Annotated in this window: 17 protein-coding genes; 7 read left to right on the top strand and 10 right to left on the bottom strand. The window is 60.6% G+C overall.

Annotated features, from left to right (window positions below; all coding sequences use genetic code 11):
• Window positions 1–150: 150 nt before the first annotated feature.
• Complete coding sequence (locus BN1120_RS00095) at window positions 151–393, bottom strand: DUF3297 family protein (RefSeq protein ID WP_010673692.1); 243 nt, start codon at window positions 391–393, stop codon at window positions 151–153.
• A gap of 141 nt (window positions 394–534) precedes the next feature.
• Here BN1120_RS00095 and BN1120_RS00090 point away from each other — a divergent pair, with 141 nt between their 5' ends.
• Window positions 535–1068 carry a metal-dependent hydrolase gene (locus BN1120_RS00090; protein WP_042014204.1) on the top strand — a complete coding sequence of 178 codons (534 nt, stop codon included), beginning with the start codon at window positions 535–537 and terminating at the stop codon, window positions 1066–1068.
• 109 nt (window positions 1069–1177) lie between these two features.
• Here the strand turns inward: BN1120_RS00090 and BN1120_RS20480 are convergent, their stop codons facing one another.
• The 7 genes from BN1120_RS20480 to BN1120_RS00060 form a co-directional block, all read right to left on the bottom strand.
• A complete protein-coding gene (locus tag BN1120_RS20480) occupies window positions 1178–3901 on the bottom strand; it encodes a DEAD/DEAH box helicase (protein WP_080767817.1) in 2724 nt (907 codons plus the stop codon).
• Window positions 3902–4547: 646 nt separating this feature from the next.
• Complete coding sequence (trpA, locus tag BN1120_RS00085) at window positions 4548–5354, bottom strand: tryptophan synthase subunit alpha (protein ID WP_042014202.1); 807 nt, start codon at window positions 5352–5354, stop codon at window positions 4548–4550.
• Window positions 5351–6544, bottom strand: coding sequence for a tryptophan synthase subunit beta (gene trpB, locus BN1120_RS00080; protein ID WP_041214833.1), 1194 nt, complete (start codon window positions 6542–6544; stop codon window positions 5351–5353). Before trpB ends, trpA begins: the two co-directional genes overlap by 4 nt.
• Before the next feature lie 188 nt (window positions 6545–6732).
• The gene (gene trpCF, locus BN1120_RS00075) at window positions 6733–8238 is read right to left on the bottom strand and encodes a bifunctional indole-3-glycerol-phosphate synthase TrpC/phosphoribosylanthranilate isomerase TrpF (protein WP_042014201.1); all 1506 of its coding nucleotides are present in this window, start codon (window positions 8236–8238) and stop codon (window positions 6733–6735) included.
• Window positions 8238–9251 carry an anthranilate phosphoribosyltransferase gene (gene trpD, locus BN1120_RS00070; protein WP_010673697.1) on the bottom strand — a complete coding sequence of 338 codons (1014 nt, stop codon included), beginning with the start codon at window positions 9249–9251 and terminating at the stop codon, window positions 8238–8240. The genes trpCF and trpD overlap by 1 nt, the downstream gene beginning before the upstream one ends.
• 10 nt (window positions 9252–9261) lie before the next feature.
• Complete coding sequence (locus tag BN1120_RS00065; RefSeq protein ID WP_039039194.1) at window positions 9262–9861, bottom strand: aminodeoxychorismate/anthranilate synthase component II; 600 nt, start codon at window positions 9859–9861, stop codon at window positions 9262–9264.
• Window positions 9862–9941: 80 nt separating this feature from the next.
• The gene (locus BN1120_RS00060) at window positions 9942–11576 is read right to left on the bottom strand and encodes an anthranilate synthase component 1 (RefSeq protein ID WP_042014200.1); all 1635 of its coding nucleotides are present in this window, start codon (window positions 11574–11576) and stop codon (window positions 9942–9944) included.
• Between the two features lie 424 nt (window positions 11577–12000).
• Between BN1120_RS00060 and rnm the strand changes: the two genes are divergently transcribed.
• From rnm to tesB, 6 genes are all read left to right on the top strand, one after another.
• The gene (rnm, locus tag BN1120_RS00055; RefSeq protein ID WP_039039192.1) at window positions 12001–12882 is read left to right on the top strand and encodes an RNase RNM; all 882 of its coding nucleotides are present in this window, start codon (window positions 12001–12003) and stop codon (window positions 12880–12882) included.
• A 126-nt stretch (window positions 12883–13008) separates the two neighbouring features.
• Window positions 13009–13629 (top strand): L-threonylcarbamoyladenylate synthase, encoded by a 621-nt coding sequence (locus tag BN1120_RS00050; RefSeq protein ID WP_010673702.1) that lies wholly within the window; start codon window positions 13009–13011, stop codon window positions 13627–13629.
• The gene (locus BN1120_RS00045) at window positions 13622–14503 is read left to right on the top strand and encodes a segregation and condensation protein A (protein WP_010673703.1); all 882 of its coding nucleotides are present in this window, start codon (window positions 13622–13624) and stop codon (window positions 14501–14503) included. Before BN1120_RS00050 ends, BN1120_RS00045 begins: the two co-directional genes overlap by 8 nt.
• 41 nt (window positions 14504–14544) lie before the next feature.
• Entirely contained in the window at window positions 14545–15237 is a 693-nt protein-coding gene (gene scpB, locus BN1120_RS00040) for an SMC-Scp complex subunit ScpB (RefSeq protein WP_042014199.1), read from the top strand.
• Window positions 15230–16153 carry a 23S rRNA pseudouridine(2605) synthase RluB gene (rluB, locus tag BN1120_RS00035; protein WP_039039190.1) on the top strand — a complete coding sequence of 308 codons (924 nt, stop codon included), beginning with the start codon at window positions 15230–15232 and terminating at the stop codon, window positions 16151–16153. Before scpB ends, rluB begins: the two co-directional genes overlap by 8 nt.
• 251 nt (window positions 16154–16404) lie before the next feature.
• The gene (gene tesB / locus BN1120_RS00030; RefSeq protein WP_039039188.1) at window positions 16405–17268 is read left to right on the top strand and encodes an acyl-CoA thioesterase II; all 864 of its coding nucleotides are present in this window, start codon (window positions 16405–16407) and stop codon (window positions 17266–17268) included.
• Between the two features lie 63 nt (window positions 17269–17331).
• On the opposite strand, the gene BN1120_RS00025 is transcribed toward tesB, so the two are convergent.
• Together BN1120_RS00025 and BN1120_RS00020 are read right to left on the bottom strand one after the other, a co-directional pair.
• Window positions 17332–18507, bottom strand: a complete 1176-nt coding sequence (locus tag BN1120_RS00025; RefSeq protein ID WP_042014198.1) for a dicarboxylate/amino acid:cation symporter — start codon at window positions 18505–18507, stop codon at window positions 17332–17334.
• Between the two features lie 168 nt (window positions 18508–18675).
• The coding region (locus BN1120_RS00020; RefSeq protein WP_330217864.1) for a class I SAM-dependent methyltransferase at window positions 18676–19231 on the bottom strand (556 nt) is incomplete at its 5' end.

Genomic DNA, 19231 nt, shown 5'->3' with positions numbered 1-19231 from the left:
GAGGGAAAGGAAGAAACAGGAAGGCAACAGAGAGCAATGAAAGAGAGGCGCCTGTCACCCTGGGCCGCCCTCAACAGCAGAACACCGGCGCAAGGCCGGTGTTCTGAACAGCATGGCGGCGGGCCCGGCGGGGCACGCGGTCAGGGCCGCTTAGGCGTAGAAAGCCTCGACGGTGCCCTTGACGGTGATCAGCATGGGGTTGCCGTAGCGATCCTTGGCCTTGGGGGAGGGGATCTTCACCCAACCTTCGCTGATGCAGTACTCCTCGACATTGGTGCGCTCCTTGCCGTTCACGCGAATGCCGATCTCGTGCTCGAAGCACTCCGCCACATGGTGCGGGCTGCGCGGGTTGGCCGCCAGACGGTCGGGCAGGGCCGGTTTGTTGTCGCTCATTTTATTTACCTGAGTGTGATAAAAAGTGGGTCATTGTAGGCAATGCCCGTCATGGGCTCAAGGCTGGTGGCACGCAACTTCACCTTCACTTCACCGAGCGGGGATAAGGTAGGCTCACGTTTTCAGTTGGAGCTTTATTCTATGCCCACTATCGTCACTCACGCCGCCGTCCCTCTCTGCCTTGGACTAGGGCTTGGTTGCCGGATTATCCCGCCACGCCTGCTGCTGGCAGGGATTGCCATCGCCATGCTGCCCGATGCCGATGTGCTCGCCTTTAAACTGGGGGTTGCCTACGGCCATGTCTTTGGCCATCGCGGCTTTACCCACTCACTACTGTTCGCCTTTGCCCTGCCCACATTGGCCATGCTGTTTCACCGCCAATTTCGGGCCAGCGCCGCCACCGTCTGGTCGTTTCTGCTGGTCTCTCTGCTCTCCCACAGCCTGCTCGATTCCCTCACCACCGGCGGCAAGGGGGTGGGCTGGCTCTGGCCGTGGCGTGACGAGCGTTTCTTTGCCCCCTGGCAGGTGATCCGGGTTGCCCCCTTCAAGCTGGAGGCCTATCTCACCGCCCGAGGTGAGGCGGTGATCCTCTCCGAGCTCTACTGGGTCTGGCTGCCGGTGGTTGTATTGATGCTGGTATTGATGGGGTGGCGGGTATGGGGAAGGGGAAGGTAGTGGTGGTATATCGTTATTTGAAAAATGTTTGGCTTAACAGTGTTATGCACCAACTTACACAGCCTGTAAGTTGGTGCTGATTTAGTGAAATACAGTAGACGAGATGCTCTTATTCTTGGTAGGTTGGTTTGCCACCGAGGCGATTTAAGTCGCTCAAACCGGGCTGTCCTAACCATTCAACAAAATCCTCTGCAGATATAGAACCCAATACAACCCGCAAGAAGGCCTCAATAAAAACTGTGTGTTCTATTAAGGTAATATCATGTGCACCGGCTACTTTCTTTTTGCAGGTCTCATCGAAATGTGGCTTTCCTAATGTTACGCGCTTGTAGTTTGGATCAAAGTCAGCAGCTTTTTGAAGAATAGCCCAAGCCTCTTCCTTTCCTATTAAAGGATTCTTTTTATGAGTGGTTTTACATTCTATGAGGATTGTTTTATCACCCAACTCTAGCATCAAGTCTGGTACATTTTGACGCTTGCCATCATCTACCTCGGTAACTATCCAAGAAACCTCCTCTCGTAATAATTCTATAATAGCAGTTTCATATTCTGTATCGAATTTAATATTGCAATTATTTATTAGATTGTCGATGCCTGCTGTTTGAGCAATTCGCGTATGAGCATTAGTTAGCCTATCTTCTGAAACACCAGATACCGATTCAACAGCTTCAACAAGTGCTTCGGCTCGCATTGGATTACGAAGGATAGATGCTAATTTATCTATGCTACTCATCAGTACGTCTTTTAATGTTGTAATCCCTTGTGATACCAAAGCCATAGCTCTCTGCCGCCCGACCCCAGGAACTTGATATTTTTGAGCAACACGAAGTACGTCTAAAGCTTCAGCAGGCGCTCCCCACCTTACCATGCGGGATAACATACCAAGATTATTTGCTACATTTTGTGAACAGTTAAATTGGGGCACACAAGATAATTTTTGTAATCCATCCAATACCCATGCAATGTCGTTTGACAGACGATGTATCTGTCCTGAAGATACTTTTGTTCTGAATGCGATTTTTCTTTCTTGCTCTCCTTGTGAAAATAGAAAGACTGCATGTGAACATTGAGCAGATTGAACATTGATTGAATTTAATGGCATTAGCAGGTTTTGTCCCCGAAGAAAAGAAACCGACTCGTACTCTACTGGCTGAAATGTTAAGTATCTTGTTGGTCGCTCGCCACTAAATTCATCACTCATTACAACTGCATGAATGACTCCAGGGATTATTTCTTCAAATCTATTTTCTAATGTTTCACTATTACTGGTGAGAAGTTGTGCAAATTGTACTGCTGTAGATGGCAGTAAGCCTGTTGATGCTGTGACTGCCCCGAATGGCGTTACTGAAAGCTCGTTCCCTTCAGTAATAATCAAGTTGTAACTCAACAACCACTCAATAGATTCATGAGTCCTAGCTTCGAGGGCTTGAAGTTTGACAGGGTTGGTCTCAAGGGTTTGATACCAGTAAAGAGTATTTTTGAAAAAACCCATAACAGACTCATGATTAGAGGCAAGACCTGCCGAGATAATTGCTAACACCGTTTTTCTCAGTCCTACAGAAAAGTAGCGAGATTCAAGTTGATCATTTTGAGGAAGGACAAGTTGATTCGCGTGTTCCAGCTCAACTGGATTTCTAGGGATAATGATAGAAAAACCTTCGGAGTGCATACCCAAGCGACCTGCTCGTCCAGACATGTTTCTATAATCCCATCTGGCGATTCGACTGCCCGCTCTATCCCCCCATTGGTATGTCAGCTTCCAGAATACAATGGAGCGGAATGGAAAATTGACTCCCGCAGCGAGAGTTGTTGTCGCAAAGCACACATCAATGTCACCTTCACGAATACCGCATTCGATTACTTGCCGCTCTTGAGGAGAAAGATCCGCAGTGTGAAAGGTTACATGTCGTTCCGCATGTTCCCGAAGGCTATTTGATGATTCTGTTGGTTCTGAGAAAAGTTCAAGTTGATTAGAGAGTGCAATTCCACGACTCTGCTTGGGACGACGTCTTGAGAATGATTCGGCAAGCTGTGTTGCTTCACGTCTCGACTCAGTGAAAACTAATACTGGTCCGCGTTCAAGTTCTAATAATTTTGATACTACGTCTTCCACATTAGAAGGGGCATTACCACCGATATCAACTAGTTGGCCTTGTTCTTGCCCAAACGTAGTTCTATAAGATTGACCGTTGAACCAGATTTCTTGATGAAGTGGTATATCACGGTGGTTGCTCGAAACCAACTTGCATTTCATCCATCCCGCTAGATCTTCTGCATTTTCTACAGTTGCTGTAAGGGCAATGAATTGGCCAATACCTCGTTGCCGAAGGGCTGAACACAAAGTTTCAATTTCAGGGCCTCTACCTTCCTCACGTAGAATCTGAAGTTCATCTGCGATAATTACAGCCTCTCTTGGTCGAAGTTGTCCTGCCAAGAGCAAACCTAAAGCTTTCTCGTAAGTCGCAACAATGAATTGCGCATCTACATATCCCTCTTCACGATCACCAGTACTTAATCCAATTGAAGTCAATGGTCTTGGTGCGTTATCACCAAAGCGTTGGCAAAAATCTAGATATTTTTGATCAGCTAGGGCTTTATGGGATACGAGATAAATAATTCGTTTGCCATTCTGAATTCCAGCCAGTGCTGCAAGTTCACCGACGAGAGTTTTTCCTGAAGATGTTGGGGCGCTAACAATAAGACTCTCCCCAAGTAGCACGCCCGATTCCACTGCACGTTTTTGAATGTCAGTAAGAGCTTTAATATGCCAGCTCGTTAAGGTTTCCTTAATGAAATCATTAAATCCATTGGATGTGATAGAGTGCACGCTCATAAATCCACCTCTAATTTATTTTGGATAGAATAAAGTTGATTTCTAGGCCAAAAATATAAATCCACTAAACGATTTTTTACTGAAGATATGCTAGATGAAATAAGAAAGGGACATCCACATTTTGGTTCTGGCAATTACCTGTTTTTACTAAAAATAATGTGCCTCGTTTACGATAGAAAAACACAGTCAATAAGTTGGATATTATCAACAATACCGAACGATGTTATTTGGTCCCGGTAAAGCTAGCGCCCCTGAGTTTCAGCCCCCAGTCCGCTGCCTTTACCTTGCGAGATAGCAACAATCGCTGTCATGGTGTTTTTCCGAGAGGTTGATTGTCATTCGGGTATCTTAAGGGGGAGGGTAGAGCGTTGAGAAGCGTGTTTTGGCGGGAATCTGTGTTTGATCAACAAATTAGTCATTAGTGGCATTTGAGGTGAGAGATTTGCTTGGCTGGAAATGCACAATTCCCCCTCACCCCAGCCCTCTCCCGGAGGGAGAGGGGGCAAACAGTTGGGAGCTGCAAGCGGGTGCGAGCGAGAGCGAGATAAAAAGAAAGGGAGCCGGTCAGGCTCCCTTTCTCATGGTTATGGCGTGGTTATGTGAACTGGCAGAGCAGGGTCACAGATAGTTGACCCCATACCCAACCTTAGCGATTGGTCGCGGCCTTCATCCCTTCCACAAACTCCTTCAGACGGGTGAGCATATGCTCCGGGTTCTGGTGGTGGGTCTCGATGATCTTCACCACGGCGGATCCGGAGATGGCACCGGCGGCGCCAGCCTTGATCGCTTCACGTACCTGAGCCGGTTCGCTGATGCCAAAGCCGAGCAGGGCGGGGGGGGCGTTGAACTCGCGCAGGGAGTTGATGAGGCCCTCCACCGGCATGCCGGCCTTGGTCTCGGCACCGGTGACGCCAGCGCGGCTCACCAGATAGGTGTAACCGGAGCCGAGCTCGGCAACGGCCTTGAGCGTCTCGGCATCGCCGTTGGGCGGGGCGATAAAGATGCTGTCGATGCCGAACTTGTCGGCGGCCGCCTTGTAGGGTTCGCACATCTGCACCGGCACGTCCGCCACCAGCACGGAGTCCACCCCTGCCTGCTGGCACTTCTCGTAGAAGCCGTCGATGTGGCGCACATAGACCAGGTTTGCGTAGACCAGGAGGCCAATGGGCAGCTGTGGGTACTTGGCGCGGATGCGGGCGAGCAGGCCGAAGCAGTCGTCCGGGGTGGTGTGGCTGGCAAAGGCGCGCAGGGCGGCGCCCTGAATGGTGGGGCCGTCCGCCACCGGATCGGAGAAGGGAATGCCGAGTTCGAGGGCGTCGGCGCCCCCTTCGACCAGGGCATCGACGATGGCCAGGGACAATTCGGGGGTGGGGTCACCCAGCATCACGAAGGGCACGAAGGCGCCCTGATTGGCCTTGTCCAGACGGGAAAAGAGTTGTGCGTAACGGTTCATGACAAGGTTCCTTCTTTTTCAAAGATGTCGGCAACGGTGAAGATGTCTTTGTCGCCACGGCCGGAGAGGTTGACGATGAGCACCTGCTCTTTTTCCGGTTCACTGCGGGCCATCTTGAGGGCGTGGGCCAGGGCGTGGGAGGACTCCAGCGCCGGGATGATGCCTTCGGATTTGGCCAGTTCCTGGAAGGCGTCCAGCGCCTCCTTGTCGGTCACCGAGGGGTACTCGGCGCGGCCGATGGCGGCCAGGTGGGCGTGCTGGGGGCCGACAGAGGGGAAGTCCAGCCCCGCCGAGACGGAGTAGGATTCCTGGATCTGGCCCTGGTTGTCCTGCATCAGGAAGGAGTGCATGCCAAAGAAGACCCCCTTGCTGCCGTGACCCAGCGGCGCGCCGTGCTCGCCGCTCTCGATGCCGTGACCACCGGGTTCGACCCCGATAAGGCGCACGGAAGGCTCATCGATAAAGTCGGCAAACATGCCGATGGCATTGGAACCGCCGCCGACGCAGGCGATCACCGCATCGGGCAGGCGCTCTTCTTTTTCGAAGCACTGGGCCTTGGCCTCTTCCCCGATCATCTTCTGGAACTCCCGCACGATAGTGGGGAAGGGGTGGGGGCCGGCGGCGGTGCCGAGCAGGTAGTGGGCGGTTTCATAGTTGGCAGCCCAGTCCCGCAGCGCCTCGTTGCAGGCATCTTTGAGGGTGCTGGAGCCGGAGTGCACCGGGATCACGGTGGCGCCCATCAGCTTCATGCGAAACACGTTCGGCTTCTGGCGCTCGCAATCCTTGGCCCCCATGTAGACCCGGCACTTGAGGCCGAGCAGGGCGCAGGCCAGCGCCGTTGCCACACCGTGCTGACCGGCGCCGGTCTCGGCGATGATCTCGTGCTTGCCCATGCGCTTGGCAAGCAGGGCCTGACCCAGCACCTGGTTGGTCTTGTGGGCGCCGCCGTGCAGCAGGTCCTCACGCTTGAGGTAGAGGCGGGTCTTGGTGCCCTTGGTCAAATTGCGGGTGAGGGTGAGCGGCGTCGGGCGACCGGCGTACTCGGTCAGGAGCGCCTGAAACTCGGCGACGAAAGCCGGATCATCCTTGGCATCGACAAAAGCCTTCTCCAGCTGGAGCAGGGCGGGGATGAGGATCTGGGGCACATACATACCGCCAAATTCACCGAAAAACGGATTGAGCAGGGTCATGGTTATCTTCCTTTACATTCTGCAATTGAGATCAGGTATGAGCCTTGTCGGGCTGAGGCGTATGGCTGGGGCACATACATGTCATCGACGAAATTCACCAAACAACGGGTTGAGCAGGGTCATACATTATTCCTTGTGCTTATGGGCAAACGCAGTTCATTAATTCGTTGAATGAGTCACGGGGGCGCTCACAGTTGGCGCAGGGCGCCAAAGGCGGCCGTCAGCTTGTGGGCATCCTTCCTGCCCGGGGCACTCTCCACCCCGGAGTTGAAATCAAGGCCCACACAGCCCACTTGCGCGGCCTCGAGGGCGTTGTCGGGGTTGAGCCCCCCTGCCAGCATCAGTTTGCTCTTGTCGAGCCCGGCCAGCAGAGTCCAGTCGAACGCCTGACCGGTGCCGCCGCTCTGGCTGCCAACTTTGGTATCAAGCAGCAGGCGATCCGCCGGGTAGTCGAGGGCGGGCAGGGGCTCGCCACTTGTGACTCCAACCGCTTTCCAGATCTGGCAGCCTGCCGGCAGCAGGGGGCGCAGGGTCTCGATATAGGCGGCGTCTTCGTCCCCGTGCAGTTGCACGGCGGCGAGCCCCAGCGCATCCACCGTCTTGGCGATGGTGGCGGGCTGGGCATTGCGAAACACCCCGACGTAGGAGAGCGGCGCACCCGCCATCACGGCGCGGGCGGCGGGAATGTCCACGTAGCGCGGGCTTTTCGCCACAAAAATGAGGCCGCCGAACACGGCCCCCGCCTGATGGGCGGCGGTGGCGTCCTCGGGACGGGTCAGGCCGCACACCTTGTTCTGGCCGAGCACGAGCTTGCGCACCGCGGCTTCCAGATCCGGCTCCGCCATGAGGGAAGAGCCCACCAGGAAGCCCTTGGCGTGGTGGCGCAGGGCCGCCACCTGGGCGCGGTGGTTGATGCCGGATTCGCTGATCACCACCCGATCCCCCGGGATCCTGGCCGCCAGTTGCCGGGTGCGGGCAAGATCGACGCTCAAATCCCGCAGATCCCGGTTGTTGATGCCAATCACCGGGGCACCGAGGTCGATGGCGCGGGTCAGCTCCTCCTCGTTGCTCACCTCGGTGAGCACCCCGAGGCCCAACTCTTTCGCCACGTTGAACAGGGCGCGATACCCCTCGTCGGTGAGCACGGAGAGCATCAGGAGGATGGCGTCCGCCTGATAGTGGCGGGCCAGATAGACCTGATAGGGGTCAATCATGAAGTCCTTGCAGAGCACCGGCTGCTGGACGCGGCCCCGTACCCGGGGCAGGAAGGCGAAATCCCCCTGGAAGAACTTCTCGTCCGTCAGCACCGAGATGGCGGTGGCGTAGTGGCCATAGATGTCGGCGATGGCCTCCGGGCTGAAGTCGTTGCGGATCAAGCCCTTGGAGGGGGAGGCCTTCTTGCACTCCAGAATGAAGCGGGTGGAGCCTTGGCGCAGATCCCCCTCGAAGTCCCGATCGCTCGGGGTCAGCGCGTCCTGGAAGCTCGCCAGGGGCTGGCTCTCCTTGCGGGCGGCGACCCACTCCTGCTTGGCCGCCACGATCTTGCCGAGAATGGTCTGGCTGATGGAGGCCATGTTCAGAAAGGCGTGGGGAGCAATGACATCTGACATCTCGTTATCCTTGCGAAGCTGGCTGTTGCCCGTCGGGCGTTCTGGGTGAGTGCCCCTGGGGCACGCTGTGGTGGTGGCTGACATCATGCCTCCTGATGGCTCAGGGTGGCGAGATCCCGGGCGAGGAGGGCGGCCTGGCCGCTTGCCAGCACCGCCAGCACCCGGGCGGCGGCCTGCCTAAAGTCCGGGGCCTCGCCCGCCATCACCAGGAGCGGCGCCACGTTGGCGGCGATGGCGGCGTTGTGGGCCGGGCTGCCGCGCCCTTCCAGGATGGCGGCGGTGATGGCGCGGTTCTCCTCGGGCTCACCGCCCTGGATGGCGCTGACCGGGTAGGTGTCGAGGCCAAAGTCCGCCGGGGTGAGCAAGTACTCGCGAATTTCGCCGTCGCGGATCTCCGCCACCTGGGTCGGGCCGTGGATGGCAATCTCGTCGAGACCGGCGCCGTGCACCACCATACCGGTTTTCAGGCCGAGTGCCAGCAGGGTTTCGGCGATGGGGCGCACCAGCTCGGGGGCATAGACCCCCATCAGCTGGAAGCTGGGGCGCGCGGGGTTGATGAGCGGCCCCAGCACGTTGAACAGGGTGCGGGTCTTGAGGGCCTGGCGCACCGGCATGGCGTGGCGCACCCCGGCGTGGTACTGGGGGGCGAACAGGAAGCAGACCCCGAGCTCGTCCAGGCAGCGGCGGGCCTGGGCCGGGCTCATGTCGAGCTTGATCCCCATTTTATCGAGCAGATCGCTCGACCCCGACTTGCTCGAGACCGAGCGGTTGCCGTGCTTGGCCACTTTCAGGCCGCAGGCGGCGGCCACCAGGGCCGAGGTGGTGGAGACGTTGATGGTGTTGAGGCCGTCCCCTCCGGTGCCGACGATGTCGCAGAAGGCATAGTCCGGGCGCGGGAAGTCCCGGGCTTCGGCCAAGAGCGCCTCGGCGGCGCCGGCGATCTCCTCCGGGGTCTCCCCCTTGATCTTGAGGGCGGTCAAAAGGCTCGCGAGCACGATGGGATCCACTTCACCACGAACCACCTGGCCGAAGGCGTCGCGGGCGGCGTCGCGGGTGAGAGACTGACCCTGATAGAGGGTGTTGAGATGTTGATGCATGGTCTCTTCCTTACCGCACGTGGCTTTCTGGACGGGTGACATGGGCGAGGGCCTGGGTGAGCAGGCGGGCCCCTTCGCTGGTCATGATGGATTCCGGGTGGAACTGGAAGCCCAGCACCCGCTCGTCACGCTGCTCGATGGCCATGGGCATGCCCTGATAGTGGGCAATCACCTGCAACTCTTGTGGCACATAGGTGGCCACCAGGGAGTGGTAGCGGGCCACCGGCAAGGGGCTCGGCAGCCCCGCGAAGGCACCATGGCCGTTGTGCTCGATGAGGGAGCGCTTGCCGTGGACGATTTCCCCCGCCGCCCCGACGGTGCCGCCGTAGGCTTCGCACAGGGCCTGATGACCGAGGCAGATGCCAAGGATGGGCACCCGGCCCCGGGCCAGCTTGATGAGATCGATGAGGCAGCCCGCCTCATGGGGGGCGCCCGGCCCCGGGGAGAGCACCAGCACGGCGTCCCCTTCGCAGGCGTCGATCTCCTGCATGATGCGGCTCGCCGGCAGGCTGTTGCGGTAGATGCGCACCGGGTAGCCCAGGGTGCGGAACTGGTCGACGAGGTTGTAGGTAAACGAGTCGAAGTTGTCGAGCAGGAAGATGTTAGTCATGGGACTGCTCCTTCGAAGTGCGGAACTGGTCGGTCAAAGCGTTGTAAGTGAACGAATCGACGTTGTCGAACAGGAAGATGTTAGTCATGGCTCACGTCCTTGTGTTGTTCCTGCTGGGCGCTGAGGGCCTGCAGGGAGGTGCCATGGCTGGCAGCGATGGCGGCCAGCACGGCCGCCGCCTTGGCGCGGGTCTCGTCCGCCTCGGCCTGGGGTTTGGAGTCATAGACCACCCCGGCGCCGGCCTGGACATGGGCGACCCCCTCTTTCACGAAGGCGGAGCGGATGACGATGCAGGTGTCCATCTCACCAGCACCGTTGAGGTAACCCACGGCGCCGCCGTAGCTGCCGCGGCGCTTGCCTTCCACCATGCGGATAAGCTCGCTGGCGCGCAGCTTGGGGGCACCGGTCAGGGTGCCCATGTTCATGCAGGCCTGATAGGCGTGCAGGGCGTCAAGGTCGGCGCGAAGGGTGCCCACCACCCGGGAGACCAGGTGCATGACGTGGCTGTAGCGATCCACTTTCAGCAGATCCTTGACGTAGCGGGTGCCGGGGGCGGAGATGCGGGCGATGTCGTTGCGACCCAGATCCACCAGCATCAGGTGCTCGGCCACCTCTTTCTCGTCCTGGCGCAGCTCCAGCTCGATGCGGCCGTCCAGATCCAGGTTGATGCTACCGTCCGGGTTGAGGCCGCGGCGGCGGGTGCCGGCGATGGGGTACATCTCCACTTGGCGGCTGTTGGCGCAGAACTTGACCGCGCTCTCGGGGGAGGCGCCAAACAGGGTGAAGCCCTCGTCCTGCACGTAGAACATGTAGGGGCTGGGGTTGGTCTGCTTGAGGCGGCGATAGGCGGCGACGGGATCCGGGCAGGGGAGGGAGAAGCTGCGGGACGGCACCACCTGGAAGATGTCACCACGGCGGATGAAGCCCTTGAGCTTCTCGACCTCGGCACAGAACTGCTTGTCCCCCTTGTCGACGGCCAGGGCGCCGGTCAGCGGCGCCGTGCCCTGCGGCGCAGGCAGCGGCTGCTGACAGGCCTGTTTGAAGGACTCGAGGCGAGCGGTCAGGCGGGCGTAGCGCGCGTCCAGCTGCTCATCCTCTTCGCCGCCGAACAGGCAGGCCAGCAACTGGGTACTCTGCTTGATGTGGTCGATGGTGATCAGGGTCTCGGCCACATAGAAGCAGTAGTCAGGGCAGTCGTTGCTCCCCTCTGGCACCTCGGGTAAGTCTTCAAAGGAGGCGATGAGGTCGTAGGCGAAGCTGCCCGCCATGAAGAGGGCCTCTTTGCCCTGCTGGCATTGCAGCTCCCGCTGCAGGGTGCGCAGCACGTCCAGCACGCTGCTGCCCTTGAGGCGGCTGTCTTCGTCAAGCTCCCGATCGGACGCCGGGAAGTCGAGGTGCAGCTCGTCCGCCACTCGGGTCTGGGTGATGACGGCGGGCAGGCGCTGCTCCAGCAGGCGCTGCAGGGCGGCGCCGTTGTCGCCGAGGGGGCGCACCTGCACGGCGCGGCCGCGGCACTCGATGCGCAGGCAGGCGTCCACCAGCAGCAGGCTCTGGGTACCGGCCTTGGAGTCGATCTCCACCGATTCGAGCAGCAGGTTGTTGGGTCTGTCCTGGCAGAGTCGGGTATAGAGTGCCAGGGGGTCTGTCACATAGGGGGCATTGAGCCGGATGGTATCGAATTCGCCCAGGGGCAAACGGGTCTTGTTGCCTGTCATAATGCCTTCCCTTGCATGTGTTGTGTGTCACCGATGGTCATGGCGCTGTCTCTCTTGAAAATGGGTCGGGTTCGGGTCACGTCAGCGAGTTCGCCATCGCCATGTCAGTGTGCTTCTCTGAATTGTCGGTTTCATCACAGGTCCATTTGCCGGATAATAAAAAAGCCCGCTGGGGTCAGCGGGCTTTTTCTTTGGGTTCTTAACTTGCTGTCAGATTACAGGTACAGCAACGACCACACGCCCGCATGTCAGGGAGTGTGCCACCACCAGATGGTCAGGATGGAAGTCGCTTGCATGAGATTGAGTCCTGTAAAAAGATGTTTGCAATGAAGTGCCTACAGAAAACGATAAAGCCGCGGCCAAGTCAAGTCGCTTTTTTGCCGGCCTTTTCCAGGCAGGTCCCAAACAAGAGCGAAACACGCCGATGAGATTCGATCTTCATTGCCACACCACCGCCTCGGACGGGGTGCTGAGCCCCGCCGACCTGGTGCGCCGCGCCGCCGAAAAAGGGGTGGAGGTGTTAGCGGTCACTGACCACGATACCCTCGACGGGCTTGAAGAAGTGCGCCAGACCATCTCGGCCGACCAGTTGCCACTGCGCCTGGTGAGCGGGGTGGAGATCTCCACCGGGTGGGAGCATCACGAGATCCACATCGTGGCCCTCGGGGTGGACGAGAAAAATCCCCAGTTGCTCGCCTTTCTGGCAGGGCAGCGGGCTCGCCGGGAGGCGCGCGCCGAGGAGATCGGGCGTCGTCTGGAGAAGTGCCTCATCCCGGGCACCTATGAAGAGGCCAAGCAGCTCGCCGGTGACGCCGCCGTGACCCGGGCCCACTTTGCCCGGGTGCTGGTGGCGCGCGGGGTGGCCGACAATATGCAGAAGGTGTTCAAGAAGTACCTGAGCCGGGGCAACAAGGGCTATGTGCCCGCCGAGTGGCCCGGGATGGGAGAGGCTATCGAGGCCATCCACGCCGCAGGCGGGCTGGCGGTGCTGGCTCACCCGAGCCGCTACAATCTCACCGCCAAGTGGATCAAACGGCTGCTGGTGGCCTTCAAGGCCGTCGGGGGGGATGCCATGGAGGTCTCCCTGCCCCAGCAGAGCCCACAGGAGCGGGCGAATCTCGGCCAGTGGGCCAGGGAGCACGATCTCTATATTTCGGTGGGGTCCGATTTTCACTTCCCCTCCAACTGGACCGAGCTTGGCCGCCACCTCTGGCTCCCCAAGGAGGGGATGCCGCTGTGGCTGGGTCACCCCGGTCATTTCGGGCTCACCCCCGAGGAGCATGCGGGTCTGCTGGCCAGCCGCTGAGCGCCCCGGGCCGGCATCTTTGATGCAGGCGAGTCTGCGTCAAACAGGTTAAGGTAGTGTCATGGGCCAAGGGGCCCTTGACCATGAAGCGGGCAACGAGCGTGCCCCCTATCGCGAGAAGAGCATATGAGTCAGCATTTTTACGTACATCCCGACAATCCCCAGGTTCGCCTCATCAGCCAGGCGGTGCAGATCCTGCAAAACGGCGGCGTCATCGTCTATCCCACCGACTCCGGCTACGCCCTGGGCTGCCAGATGGGCAACAAGGATGCCCTGGAGCGCATCTGCCGCATCCGTCGCATCGAGCCAAACCACGACTTCACCCTGGTGTGCCGGGATCTCTCGGAGATCTCCACCTATGCCAAGGTGGACAACACCGCCTTCCGGCTGGTCAAGAACAACACCCCCGGACCCTACACCTTCATCTTCAAGGCCACCAAGGAGGTGCCGCGTCGCCTCATGAACGAGAAGAAGAAGACCATCGGCATCCGGGTCCCGGCCAACAACATCGCGCTGGCCTTGCTCGAGGCCCTCGGTGAGCCGCTGCTCTCCACCACTCTGATCCTGCCGGGCTCCGAGATGGCGGAGTTCGACCCCGAGGAGATTGCCGACAAGCTCGGCAAGCAGCTGGATCTGGTGGTCAACGGCGGGTATCTGGGCGAGCAGCCCACCACTGTGGTGGACTTCTCCGACGACGAGCCCGTGCTGCGTCGCCGCGGTGCCGGGGATCCGACGCCGTTTGAGTGATCTTGCCGACCCCGTGCCCGCGCTGACAACCCCCGCGGGCACGACGGGGGAGGCTTCCCTTCCCCCGCCCATCGCCACCGTGCTGGGGCAGCCCTACCATGAGCTGCCCCAGGACTTGTTCATCCCCCCCGATGCGCTGGAGGTGTTTCTCGACACCTTCGAGGGGCCGCTGGATCTCTTGCTCTACCTCATCCGGCGCCAGCAGCTCGACATCCTCAACCTGCCCATCCTGCAGATCACCGCCCAGTACATGGAGTACGTGGATCTGATGCAGGGGCTCAACCTCGAGCTGGCGGCGGAATACCTGCTGATGGCGGCCTGGCTCGCGGAGATAAAGTCCCGCCTGCTGCTGCCCAAGGCCCCGGAGCTGGAAGACGAGGAGGAGGGAGAAGACCCTCGCGTCACCCTCATTCGTCGCCTGCAGGAGTACGAGCGCTACAAGCTGGGGGCGGAGCGGGTCAATGCCCTGCCGAGGGTGGAGCGGGAGATCTTCGTCGCCGCCGCCATGGCGCCGGATTTTGGTGCCTTGAAGCCATTGGCGCCCGATGTTTCTCTGGTTGAACTCGCCCTTTACATGCAAAGTGTGGTAAAACGCGCGACTCATTTTGAACATCACCAGATCCGCCGCGAGCAGATCCCGACCCGGGTACGGATGGCGGAGATCCTCGCCATGCTCTCCCTGGGCCAGACCCTGCGCCTGGAGCAGGTGCTGCGGGCCGAGGAGGGGCGCATGGGGGTGCTGGTGACCTTCCTGGCCCTGCTGGAGCTGTGCAAGGAGCAATTGATCTGGATCTTGCAGGCGGAGCCCCTGGGCCCCATCCATTTTGCCCTGGCGAGTCAGGGGAAGGGGGAGGAGCATGAGCATCTACACTGAGCGAGGGGCGGCGCCAGGGGCGCGGACCCGGGAGGTCCACCGTGGCGCTGCCTGCTGAACGATTGAAGACCCTGATCGAGGCGGCGATCTTCGTGGCGGGGCGTCCCCTCACGGTGAGCGAAATCAAGGGCAGCGTGCTCTCGGACTACCCGGTCACCGGCCGCTATGTCCAGCTGCTGCTGGCAGAGCTCAGACAGGATTACAGCGAGCGGGGGGTCGAGCTCAAAGAGGTGGCCTCCGGCTGGCGTTTCCAGGCCCGCCAGGAGTACGCCGAGGAGCTGTCGCGCCTGTGGAGCGAGCGGGCTCCCCGTTATTCCCGCGCCGTGATGGAGACGCTGACGCTGATTGCCTATCGTCAGCCCATCACCCGGGCGGAGATAGAAGCCATCCGCGGGGTGGCGGTGTCGAGCCAGATCGTCAACACCCTCAAGGAGCGTGGCTGGGTGCGCAGCATCGGCCACAAGGAGGTGGCGGGTCGCCCCGAGCTGCTCGCCACCACCCGTGAATTTCTGGACTATTTCAACCTGCAGAGTCTGGAGCAGCTCCCCGAGCTGGATCCCGAGCTGCAGGCCCCCTTGTCGCTCATGCCGGGCGAGGGCGGTGACGGTCAGCCTCTGGCAGGCCGTGCTGAGCATGAACATGGTGGGGAGGCCAACGGGGCCTTCCCACAAGAGCCAAGGTTGTCCGCGATGTCGGCGGGCAGCGATCAACAATCAGGTAAACCCGATGAGTGAAAAACTGCAAAAAGTATTGGCCCGCGCGGGTCAAGGCTCCCGTCGTGAGATGGAGGCCCTGATCACCGCAGGTCGGGTCAGCGTGGATGGCAAGGTCGCCACGCTGGGGGATCGCGTCGAAGTGAACGCCGTGATCCGGGTGGATGGCCACCAGGTCAAGACCCGCGCCGCAGAGGAAGTGATCTGCCGCGTGTTGGCCTACCACAAGCCCGAAGGGGAGATGTGCACCCGCCACGATCCGGAAGGACGTCCCACCGTGTTTGATCGTCTGCCCAAGATGGATGGTGCCCGCTGGATTGCGGTGGGTCGTCTCGACGTCAACACCTCCGGTCTCTTGCTGTTCACCACCGACGGTGAGCTGGCGAACCGCCTGATGCACCCGAGCCACGAAGTGGAGCGGGAATACGCGGTGCGGGTCTTTGGCGAGATCACCGAAGCCATGCTGCAGCGCCTGCGCAAGGGCGTGCAGCTGGAAGACGGCATGGCCAAGTTCAACAAGATCAAGCCCGCCGGCGGTGAAGGGCTGAACCAGTGGTTCAACGTCACCCTGACCGAGGGCCGCAACCGGGAAGTGCGCCGCCTGTGGGAGTCCCAGGAAGTGCAGGTGAGCCGCCTGATGCGTATCCGCTACGGCGACGTCAAGCTGGATCGCGGCATCCCCCGCGGCGGCTGGCAGGAGCTGAAACTCCCCGAGGTGAACTACCTGCGCGGCCTGGTCAATCTGCCCAACGAGACCGAGTCCAAGGTCGATCTGCAGCAGGATGGCAAGAGCACCCGCCACAAGCAGGCCGCCCAGATCCGTCGCGCCGTGAAGCGCCACAAGGAGATGCAGGGCAAGGAGCCGCGCGCCCGTGCCACCACCGCCCGTCGCAAGCCGACCTCCTCCACCCGCAATTCCGGCACCGGCAGCAAGTAAGCCGCCGCCACGGGTAGCTCGCCCCGGACACGCCACAAGCCCGCACCCCAAGGTGCGGGCTTTTTTGTGTTCCGGACATGTTCCCGGCCTGGTACGACAAAGAGGGCGGCGCAGGGGGCTTTTCATTCCTTTTACTAATGCATTTTTGTTTTCATCAATTTCTCTTTCTTTTTTTTCGACCCTGCCGAGGGAGCTGTTGCCCTGCCGGGACGGGCTTGTTAGCCTTTCGCGCACAAAGACAGGAGAAACCAATGAGCAAGGTACTGGATGAGCTGCTGGCGTTGCTGGCGCTCGAAAAGATCGAGGAGGGCCTGTTTCGGGGCCAGAGCCAGGATCTCGGGTTGCGATCCGTGTTTGGCGGACAGGTGATGGGGCAGGCCTTGTCAGCCGCCAAGCAGACGGTGGCAAGCGACCGCCAGGTCCACAGTTTCCACTCCTACTTCCTGCGCCCCGGGGATGCCAACAAGCCCATCGTCTACGACGTGGAGAACATCCGCGACGGCCAGACCGTCTCCACCCGCCGGGTAAAGGCCATCCAGAATGGCAAGCCCATCTTCTACCTCAACGCCTCCTTCCAGGTGGAGGCCGAGGGCTTCGAGCACCAGGCGAAGATGCCGGCCGGCATCACGCCCCCGGAGCAGCTCAAGAGCGAGCTGGAGCTGGTGCGTCCCTACGAGCAGATGATCCCGGCGGCCCTGCGGGACAAGATCCTGTGCGAGAAGCCCATCGAAATTCGCCCCGTGACCCTGGTGGACCCCATCCGCCCGGATGTTCACGAGCCCCTTCGCTACACCTGGTTCAAGGCCAATGGCCCGGTGCCGGATGATCAGCGGGTCCACAACTACCTGCTGGCCTATGCCTCCGACTTCCACTTCCTGTTCGCCGCCCTGCAGCCCCACGGGGTCTCCTACTGGGAGCCGGACATGCAGGTGGCCACCATCGATCACTCCATGTGGTTCCACCGGGAGTTCCGGCTGGACGACTGGCTGCTCTACGTGGTGGACAGCCCGAGCGCCAGCGGCGGTCGGGGTCTGGTGCGCGGCCAGTTCTTCACCCGGGATGGGGTATTGGTGGCGAGCACCATGCAGGAAGGGGTGATCCGTCGCCGGGGCTGAGACGCCCTCTTGCACCAATAAAAAACGGGAGCCGATGGCTCCCGTTTTTTATTGCCTGCGCTATCAGGCTGCGTCCTGCTCGGTGCTGAGTGCTGGCTCGCCCCGGGCGAAGCGGTCGGCCCACAGGGCGATGACGCCGTCACCGGTGACGTTGCAGGCGGTGCCGAAGCTGTCCTGGGCCAGGTAGAGGGCGATCATCAGGGCGATGGAGGCCTCACCGAAGCCGAGCATGGAAGTGAGCAGGCCGAGCGCGGACATGACACCGCCACCCGGTGCGCCCGGCGCGGCAATCATGATGACGCCCAGCATCATGATGAAGGGCACCATGGTGCCGTAGCCCGGAATGGCCAGGTGTTCGGAGAGGAACATCACCGCCGTGGCGCAGGTCACCAGGGTGATGGTGGAGCCGCACAGGTGGATGGTGGCGCACAGGGGCACGGTGAAGTTGGCGATGCCGTCGCTCACGCCGTTGCGCTTGCTGGCTTGCAGGGCCACCGGAATGGTGGCGGCGCTGGACATGGTGCCAAGGGCGGTGAAGTAGGCGGGCAGCATGTTCTTGATGAGCATGACGGGGGAGCGCCCTTGGGCGAGGCCGGTGCCGACGAACAGGACGCAGAGCCAGATCCAGTGCATGACGATGGCCATCACCAGCACTACCCCGAAGGTCTTGAGGGTGGCGAAGACGGTGCCTTCCACCGTCATCTCGACGAAGACGCCGGCGATGTAGAAGGGGAGCAGGGGAATGATCACGCGTGCCAGCAGGCGGTCGATGATGTCACGGCCCTGATCGGCGACCCGGCGCAGGTCGGTGGCCTGGGTGGCGCTGATGCCGATGCCGAACACGAAGGCGGCGGCCAGGGCCGACATCACCCCGAACAGGGGCGGGATCTCGAGATTGATGTAGGAAGCGAGCTTGGTGGCAGCCTCGGCGGTGGGCTCGGCGGCCGTGGTCAGGTGCGGGATCAGGTGGCTCGCCACGGTGAAGGCGAACAGGCCCGCCAGTATGGTGGAGCAGTAGGAGAGCCCCACCGTCTTGCCCAGCAGCTTGCCGGAGTTCTTCGGCAGGCTGGCGATGCCGCTCATGATGAAGAAGAGGATGATGAGCGGGATGGTGAAGGTGATGAGCTGGCCTATCACCGTCTTGGCGGTGAACAGCACGCGGGCGACCCATTCGGGGGCATAGAGACCGAGCAGCAGGCCGGCGAGGATACCGGCAACCAGATTGAGAACGAGTTTCATGGGGGAATCCAGGTGTTGGTGTCTGATTTGTTATTTAATTTTGATTTTAATGCCGCTTTTTAACACAAACACCGCATCTTGTCTGCTTTATGGTGGTTAACTCAGGGTTAAATATTGTTAATGGGCTGAATGCCGTGAGGTGTCACTGACCTCGGGGGGGGTCGCGGATCAGCGCCGCACCAGCAAGGCGTGCAGCCAGGGGCCGTTCACTTCATCTTCCCCCACCCAGCCATGGTGCAGGGTGAAGGGGAGGGGAGCGATCAGGCGTCGCAGCCCCGCCTCGTCGAGCCGGGTCTGCAGGGGATATTCCCCCGACCGTGGCTGCGGTTCGCCCATCCCGTGGGGGAAGGAGGCGTAGAGAGGGCCCCCGGCCTTGAGGAGGGTGGCCAGATGACCGAGCGCCGGGGCTATCTCGTGTTCGGGCAGACAGGGGAGGGAGCCGCTGGCCCAGATGCCGTCATAGGGAACGACGCTTCGCATCTGCTCGAAGCGGCAGACTCGCACCGGCTGGCCGCACAGGCGCGAGGCGGCGGCGGCCTGCGCTCGGCTCGCATCGAAGGCTGTCACGGTGAGGCCTTGCTGGCGAAAGAGGCGCAGATCCTCTCCTGCCCCGCAACCGGCCTCCAGCAGATGACGGCCGCTGCCCAGCAGGGCCAGGAAGGGGGCATGGGCGCCTGCCACGAGGGCGGGGCGAGGGGCGGCGTCGCGCGCCGGCGCGGGGGCG

Origin of the sequence: Aeromonas caviae (genome assembly GCF_000819785.1) — a bacterium.
In the GTDB taxonomy this organism is placed as follows: domain Bacteria; phylum Pseudomonadota; class Gammaproteobacteria; order Enterobacterales; family Aeromonadaceae; genus Aeromonas; species Aeromonas caviae.
Note: the sequence above shows the minus strand (reverse complement) of the source record. Positions and strands in the feature narration are given on the sequence as shown.

Coding starts and splice junctions, on each gene's coding strand:
- BN1120_RS00095 (WP_010673692.1), bottom strand. CDS start 393: ATGAGCGACAACAAACCGGCCCTGCCCGACCGTCTGGCGGCCAACCCG.
- BN1120_RS00090 (WP_042014204.1), top strand. CDS start 535: ATGCCCACTATCGTCACTCACGCCGCCGTCCCTCTCTGCCTTGGACTA.
- BN1120_RS20480 (WP_080767817.1), bottom strand. CDS start 3,901: ATGAGCGTGCACTCTATCACATCCAATGGATTTAATGATTTCATTAAG.
- trpA (WP_042014202.1), bottom strand. CDS start 5,354: ATGAACCGTTACGCACAACTCTTTTCCCGTCTGGACAAGGCCAATCAG.
- trpB (WP_041214833.1), bottom strand. CDS start 6,544: ATGACCCTGCTCAATCCGTTTTTCGGTGAATTTGGCGGTATGTATGTG.
- trpCF (WP_042014201.1), bottom strand. CDS start 8,238: ATGTCAGCCACCACCACAGCGTGCCCCAGGGGCACTCACCCAGAACGC.
- trpD (WP_010673697.1), bottom strand. CDS start 9,251: ATGCATCAACATCTCAACACCCTCTATCAGGGTCAGTCTCTCACCCGC.
- BN1120_RS00065 (WP_039039194.1), bottom strand. CDS start 9,861: ATGACTAACATCTTCCTGCTCGACAACTTCGACTCGTTTACCTACAAC.
- BN1120_RS00060 (WP_042014200.1), bottom strand. CDS start 11,576: ATGACAGGCAACAAGACCCGTTTGCCCCTGGGCGAATTCGATACCATC.
- rnm (WP_039039192.1), top strand. CDS start 12,001: ATGAGATTCGATCTTCATTGCCACACCACCGCCTCGGACGGGGTGCTG.
- BN1120_RS00050 (WP_010673702.1), top strand. CDS start 13,009: ATGAGTCAGCATTTTTACGTACATCCCGACAATCCCCAGGTTCGCCTC.
- rluB (WP_039039190.1), top strand. CDS start 15,230: ATGAGTGAAAAACTGCAAAAAGTATTGGCCCGCGCGGGTCAAGGCTCC.
- tesB (WP_039039188.1), top strand. CDS start 16,405: ATGAGCAAGGTACTGGATGAGCTGCTGGCGTTGCTGGCGCTCGAAAAG.
- BN1120_RS00025 (WP_042014198.1), bottom strand. CDS start 18,507: ATGAAACTCGTTCTCAATCTGGTTGCCGGTATCCTCGCCGGCCTGCTG.